This window comes from Pseudomonas sp. AGC41, assembly GCF_057334555.1.
This window is the reverse complement of record NZ_JBHFJB010000031.1, coordinates 1-6,389: the sequence shown is the minus strand read 5'-3', so window position 1 is coordinate 6,389 and position 6,389 is coordinate 1. Positions and strand designations below refer to the sequence as shown.

Sequence of the window (6,389 nt, the reverse complement as noted above, 5' to 3'; positions counted from 1 at the left end):
TCCTAATGGATCGCGGCCTTTTTCATACCCGGCTATTCACCTCAAACCGGATCCAGCTCCGGCTCATCGGCCTGGACGTTCACCGTGGCTTTCACCGCATCGTGACGACGGATGTACTTCCAGTCCGCCTCGTCGATGTAGATGCCGTTCGGGCCGCTGCCGCCTTCCAGGTCGATGGCGACACTGGCGCAGACCTGCGGCTTTACGCTGGCGAGGATCGGCACGAAGCCCAGTTGCAAGCTGGTTTCCAGCAGCGCTGCCTGGTTCTTTTCGTCGATGTCCGCCGCTTCGTCCAGGTAGTACGGCAGGCGCACGCGGCCAGCCTGTTCGCGGTCCATCAGGTGCAGTAACAAGTACATGTTAGTCAGCGCCTTGATGGTCATGGTGGTGCCGTTGGACGCCGCGCCGTCGATGTCGGTGTGGATCACCGGCTGGCCGTTGACTTTGGTGATCTCGAACGCCAGTTCGAACAAGTCCTTGAGGCCAAGCTGGTTGTGGTTTGCCGCCACCAGCCGCGCCAGGTATTCCTTGGCTTCTTCGTTCTTGTTGTCCTGCTCGGCGCTCTGGCTCAGGTCGAACACCGACAGCGTCTCGCCTTCCTCGTACTGGCCGGCGCTGTGGATGATCTGGTCGATGTGCTTGAGCGCTTCCTTGTTCGGCGCCAGGACGATGCGGAAGCTTTGCAGGTTGGACACCTGGCGCTTGTTGATCTCGCGGTTGAACAGCGCCAACTGGTGTTCGAGGCTGTCGTAGTCGCTGCGGATGTTGCGCAGGGTCCGAGCGATGTCGGTGACGGCCGCACGACGCGCCTTGCCCAGGGTCAGGGCTTCGTCGGTGCGGTGGGCATAGGCGTTGATCAGCAGTTGCAGACGGCGCTCCATGTCGTCTTCGCTGTCGAACTTGGCCACGCCCTTGAGGCGCACCTGGGCGTACAGCGCTTCGATCTGGCCATCGACCCGTAACAGGCCCTGCCAACTGTCCTGATAGTCGTTGAGCAGCGGCAACAGGTTGTCCATGGAGTCGTCGACCGGGTCCATGAACGGCGTGCCGAATGGCAGGTCCGCCGGCAGCAACTGACGACGGCGCAGGGCATCGTCGAGGGTGCGCTGCTTGGCTTCCATGTCGGCGATCTGCCGGCCCACCAGTTGTAACTTGGCGGACAGCTGCTGGACGCGCTCGGTGAACGCGTCGCTGGAGCGTTTGAGTTCGTCCTGGGCGGCTTCCATCTGCGCCAGCTGCTCGAGTTTCTCGCCTTCTTCGGCGCTCAAGGTCTGAGTACGACGGAAATCTTCCAGGGCTTTCTGCGCATCTAGGACCTGCTGGTACAGCGCCTCGGTCTGGGTCTTGCTCGCGGCGCGGTCGGCGGCCACGGCTTGTTGGGTCTTGAGCTGCTTGAGCTCTTTTTCCAGACGTTCTTTCTGGTCGCGCAGCGCGGCACGGTCGGCCAGGGCTTGCAGCGCCGGCGGCTCGATGTGAGACAGGTCAATGGACAAGCCCGGCACTTCGAAACGTTCACCCTTGAAGCCGTCGAGAATCAGCTCCATGGATTTGACCCACTCGCCGTTCTCGTCCAGCGCGATGCCGTGTTCGCCCAGCGGCAGGCTGAACAAAGCGCTGTTGAACAGGCGCATCAGGCGCTCGACGTCCTGCTGGGAGAACTCTTCGCGCAGGCGGGCGTAGCTGTTGTTGTCGGCGTGATCGAGTTGCTGCTTGACCGACTTCAGGCGTTTTTCCAGATCCCGCAGGCGCTCTTCCAGGTCTTCGGCGCTGAATTGCCGGGACTGAGCCAGAGCGCCGGCCAGTTCGTCGTGCGCGTCCTTGGCGGCGAGCAGTTGCTGCTCCAGGACCTTGACGTCATCCACCAGGGCAAAGCGATGCTTGAGCACCGCCAGTTCGCCGAGCCAGCGCTGGATGCCGCTGATTTCACGCTCCAGGCGCATCAGCTCTTGAGTGCCGCCGCGCTGGTCGTTCTGCAGCGAATCCTGCTCGTTGCGGTAATGTTCGGCCTGGATGGTCAGCTCTTCCTTGCGCGCACTGGCATAGTCCGACCAGGTGCCCAGCAGCGAGTCGAGCAATGGCGACAGGCGATGCAGTTTGCCGCGCAGGATATCGCGCTGCTTCACGCCGTTGGCCAAGGCTTCCACCAACGGGCCGGCCGCCACCAGGGAGTTGTAGTCCTGTTCCATGCGTCGCACGTCGCGGAAGGCTTCTTCGCACGCGGCTATGTAGTCCACGCTGCCGGAGCGCAGGCTGTGCTCGAACGCATCGAGGAACAGTTGCTTGAGCTTGGCGGCGGTGATTTCGCGCATGTGCAGCAGGTTGATGAACAGCGCGCGGAAGGTCTTGAGGCTTTGCTCGCTGGTGGAGCGCAGCGGGATCAGCGTCAGGTCCAGGGGGATCGAGGTGTGTCCGCCGACCAGCAGACGACGCAGTTCATCCGGCTTGAGTTCGTACGCCTTCAGGCCTTCGCGCTCCAGGTTGGTGAACAGCTCTTTCTGGCGCAGGCAAGTGTCATCTTTCTGATAGTGGGCCAGGTCCAGTTTGCCGGCGTAGGCAAAGAACTGATGGCCGAAACCGCCGCCCGGGCCGCGACCGACCACGCCAATCACGTGCGGGCCGTGGGGCAGAGCAACTTCCACGAGGATGTAGCTGGTGTCCGAGGCGAAGTAGAAACGCCGGGATTGCTCCAGGCTGTACTTGCCGAAGCTCATGTCCGACATGCGCGCCAGGATCGGGAACTGCAGGGCGTTGATCGAGGCGGATTTACCCAGGTTGTTCGCGCCGTAAACCGACAGCGGTTCTTCCAGTGGGAACAGGCCGAGGCTGTAGCCGGCGGTGTTCAATAAGGCAAAGCGGCGGATGCCGTAGCGTTCCTTGCTCATGCGTCGGTCTCCTGTTCTTCGGCAATGGCGCGGGCCAGTGCGTCTTCTTCGCTTTCGCCGTCGAACTCGCTGAGGTCCAGCGGATCATCGGTCTGCAGCAGTTTTTCGTCGCTGTCTTCGTCGATCAATACCGGCGCCGGCAACGGCAGCACGCTGTGCAGGCTGGCGGCCAGGTCGCGGTCCTGCTGGACGGACAGGCAGACGTCTAAAAAACGATGCATCGGCGGCAGGAAGCGGTACACGCCGTTTTCTTCGCTGGCAAAACCCAGTTGGGTCATGCGGCGCATGATTTTTTCTTCCAGCTCTTCCTGGGTCTGTACTTCGGCCTGGATGAACAGGTCGCGGTATTTTTCCAGCAAAGAAGGCAACTCATCGCGGCCGAGGCTGCCGCCGTCGAGCACGGCGATCGGGTCGCGGCCCTGGTCGGCCAGGTGCTCGACCAGGATGAAGGTGAACAGGGCCAGGCGCTGGGCGGTCTTGTTCACCGCGGCGGCGGCCAGGTCGGGCACGAAGTAATAGAAGCCGCGGGTATCGCACACCAGTTCAAAGCCCAGGGCCTTGAACAGCGTGCGGTACTGGTCCTGGAAGTTCGACAGTTGTGCGTACAGCTCCGGGTCGCGGCGGCTGACGTGGTAACCCTTGAATAGCTCGCGAAAGATCGGCGCCAGCTGGGACAGTTCGGATAGATCAAGTTGCATGGGAAGTACTTGCATGAAGAGTGCTCGCAGAATCCTCGGCGGCGCTGCCGGCCGAGAGCAGGGCGAAGGAGCGCAGGCTGACCTGATGCTCATGAGTGTGGTAATCGCGGCGTTCCAGACGCTCGCGCTTGAAACGTTTTTCCCGCGACAGGCGCGAGAACCAGTACAGCAATTCGTCGGTGGCGCCGTCCGGCTCCTGCTCCAGCAGCCAAGTCATCAAGTCCGGCATCGGCAGGGCGTCTTCGCAACGCTCGACCATCTCGCGTACGGTGCGCGGCGCCCGTGGTGCCTCGCCGCCCTTGTGGGTCTTGTGGGACTTGGGAAAGCGCGCCGGTTTCGGTTCGAAGCGGGCCAGGGCATAGACATAGGCTTCGACCTGGCTGGCGCTGCCCAGAAACGTACTTTGCGGTCGGGTGAACAGCGGCATGGCGGCTTGCGGCACGGCATCGATGCCCTTGCGGCGAATAGCCGCCAGGGCCAGGGCGGCGCCTCGGGTCACGGCGTTATGCCGGCGGGCTTCTTCACGCAGCGGCAGGAGCAGTTCCCGGGCGTGGCGCAGGGTCAGTTGGGCGCTGGTCTGCATTTCGAGGATGCGTGCATGGGTGCGCAGCAGCATGTCGTCGTCGACGAGGTGGCCGAGGCGCTGTTGTTCGGTGAGCATGCGCAACAGCACGTTCTCGACCTTGCGCACGCCTTGCTCGAAGGCGCCGTCGGCGTTCACCAGCTGGATCATCGGTTCGACGTATTCGTCCCAGGTCGCCAGTACTTCGGCATAGCGCTGGCGCAGCGGAATCTGCCGGTCGCTGGTCTTGGCCCGTTCGGCCACGGCCACCAGTGCCTGCTCATCGTTGGCAAGCTTCTTCAGGACGTCGCGCACGCGCATGTCCAGCAAGCGCAACTGGCGGGCCAGGTCGTTGCCGTCGCGCACCTCGAAAGCGTCCTGGATGTAACCGGCCAGGCGCTCGAGGTGGCGCAGGTAGGCTTCGATTTCCAGGCACAGGCCCAGGCGGTGTTCGCGGCGCAGGTAGGCGAGGAAGTCGTGGATCTGGGCGTTGAGCTCGAAACGGTTGGGGCTTTTTGCCACCGGCACGAGGATGTCCAGGCGGATCCACACGTCCAGCAGGTGGGTAATGTCCTGGGGCGTGCTGTCCAGTTGTTGGGCGGCCAGTTGTGAACGCAGTTCGTTGAGGCTCAGGGTGCCCTGGTCGAAGTGCTCGCACAAAGGTTCCAGCAATGCCCAGTGTTCAGCAAGGGCGCGCAAGACGCGCTTGGGTTCGATCATCGCAATGGCCGTCGGGTTGGCAATTAAAAGCGGCAATTGTACTGCATCGGGCCGGTTGCTATTCACCCCCGAGACGGACTGTCGTCGCGTATCGCTCAACTATCGGCTCAACAGGGAAGCGATCCGCCCCGAAGGGCGGTAGAATCCTCCCCACTTTCAGTTATCCACAAGTGGCCGACCCTTGCTTATCGAGTCCCGCCGCCGCGCCTATCTGACCGCCATGCAGGTGGTCAACTGGCTGCCGCGTACCGAATTGCCATTTGCCGCCCCGTCGCGGCCCGAGCTGCTGGAAGCGCCTGAGCCGATGGAGGTCGCGCCGCCCCAGGCCGCGCCCGTCGCCAAGGCCGTCGCCGAGCCGTTGGCGCCCGCTGTCGAACGGCCGAAAGTCGAAGTCCCGCGTCCGAGCCTGGCCTCGACCCGGACCAACGCCAAACCGGTGGAAGAAGTTGACGAAGCGCCGGCTCCGGTGAAGGTCGCCCAGGTGCCGCCGCCACGTTTCGCCCTGCAATTGCTGCGAGCCGGGCGTTGCCTGCTGCTGGTGGAGTTACCCACCGGCGAACCCTTCCAGAGCCGCGATCCTGCCTACTTGCTGCTCAAGGACATGCTGCGCGCCGCCGGCCTGCCGGACAGCCCGCAGATTATCGGCGAGCCGGTGCGTTGGCCGCTGCTGTCACGCGGCACGATGGACCAGGGGCCAGAGGCGGCGCGGGACTTTGTCCAGGGATTTGTTTCGGCGCGTCTGGAAGATGAACCGTGCGTGTGTCTGTGGCTGATCGGCCTGCCGGCAGTGAGGTTTGCCGGCGAGGCGGATGCCGAAGCGTTCAACCGTGAATTGCAGGTCGAAGGCCTGGGCTCGGCCTGGGCATTGCCGGGACTGGAATCGTTAATGGAAACGCCACGGCACAAGGCTGACGTCTGGCAAGCCATGCGCCGGCTGATGGCGCGCTGGAAAGAATCGCATGAGTGACGCTGTATCGTTCCGCCCGATGACCGAGGCGGACCTCGACGCTGTACTGAAGATCGAATACGCGGCCTACAGCCATCCCTGGACCCGCGGGATATTTCTCGACGGGCTGGGCAAATACCAGATCTGGCTGATGTTCGAAGGCCAGCAGCAAGTCGGCCATGGCGTGGTGCAGATCATCCTCGATGAAGCGCACCTGCTCAATATCACCGTCAAGCCGGAAAACCAGGGACGCGGCTTGGGCCTGCGGCTCCTGGAGCACTTGATGGCGATTGCCTACAAGGCCGAGGCACGCGAATGTTTCCTCGAAGTACGCGACAGCAATCGCACGGCGTTCCGGTTGTATGAGCGTTACGGTTTCAACGAGATTGGCCGACGGCGGGATTACTACCCGGCGGTAGGCGGGCGTGAAGATGCGGTGGTCATGGCCTGTACCTTGGTGGACTGAATCAAGGGCATTGATGTTGACTGAGCCACCGCTTTCGCGAGCAGGCTCGCTCCCACAGGGGGCTGGCGGCGTACATCAAATCCTGGGCCAGACACAGAACCCATGTGGGAGGGGG

The 6,389-nt window shown here is 63.0% G+C and carries 5 protein-coding genes; 2 read left to right on the top strand and 3 right to left on the bottom strand.

The window, feature by feature from the left end:
- Nucleotides 1–41: 41 nt before the first annotated feature.
- Genes mksF through mksB form a run of 3 tightly spaced genes read right to left on the bottom strand, consistent with a single transcriptional unit; the run spans nucleotide 42 to nucleotide 4,862 of the window.
- Entirely contained in the window at nucleotides 42–2,882 is a 2,841-nt protein-coding gene (mksF, locus tag ACE04F_RS05860; RefSeq protein ID WP_486105399.1) for an Mks condensin complex protein MksF, read from the bottom strand.
- Nucleotides 2,879–3,580, bottom strand: coding sequence for an Mks condensin complex protein MksE (mksE, locus tag ACE04F_RS05855; RefSeq protein ID WP_486105398.1), 702 nt, complete (start codon nucleotides 3,578–3,580; stop codon nucleotides 2,879–2,881). Before mksE ends, mksF begins: the two co-directional genes overlap by 4 nt.
- Nucleotides 3,570–4,862 (bottom strand): Mks condensin complex protein MksB, encoded by a 1,293-nt coding sequence (gene mksB, locus ACE04F_RS05850; RefSeq protein ID WP_486105403.1) that lies wholly within the window; start codon nucleotides 4,860–4,862, stop codon nucleotides 3,570–3,572. Before mksB ends, mksE begins: the two co-directional genes overlap by 11 nt.
- A 181-nt stretch (nucleotides 4,863–5,043) precedes the next feature.
- Here mksB and ACE04F_RS05845 point away from each other — a divergent pair, with 181 nt between their 5' ends.
- Nucleotides 5,044–5,829: an energy transducer TonB gene (locus ACE04F_RS05845; RefSeq protein WP_486105397.1), complete on the top strand. Its 786-nt coding sequence runs from the start codon at nucleotides 5,044–5,046 to the stop codon at nucleotides 5,827–5,829.
- The gene (gene rimI / locus ACE04F_RS05840) at nucleotides 5,822–6,274 is read left to right on the top strand and encodes a ribosomal protein S18-alanine N-acetyltransferase (RefSeq protein ID WP_486105396.1); all 453 of its coding nucleotides are present in this window, start codon (nucleotides 5,822–5,824) and stop codon (nucleotides 6,272–6,274) included. Before ACE04F_RS05845 ends, rimI begins: the two co-directional genes overlap by 8 nt.
- Nucleotides 6,275–6,389 lie beyond the last annotated feature (115 nt).

Excerpts from the sequence above, each read along its gene's own strand:
- mksE (WP_486105398.1), bottom strand. The coding sequence starts at position 3,580 with ATGCAACTTGATCTATCCGAACTGTCCCAGCTGGCGCCGATCTTTCGC.
- mksB (WP_486105403.1), bottom strand. The coding sequence starts at position 4,862 with ATGATCGAACCCAAGCGCGTCTTGCGCGCCCTTGCTGAACACTGGGCA.
- rimI (WP_486105396.1), top strand. The coding sequence starts at position 5,822 with ATGAGTGACGCTGTATCGTTCCGCCCGATGACCGAGGCGGACCTCGAC.
- mksF (WP_486105399.1), bottom strand. The coding sequence starts at position 2,882 with ATGAGCAAGGAACGCTACGGCATCCGCCGCTTTGCCTTATTGAACACC.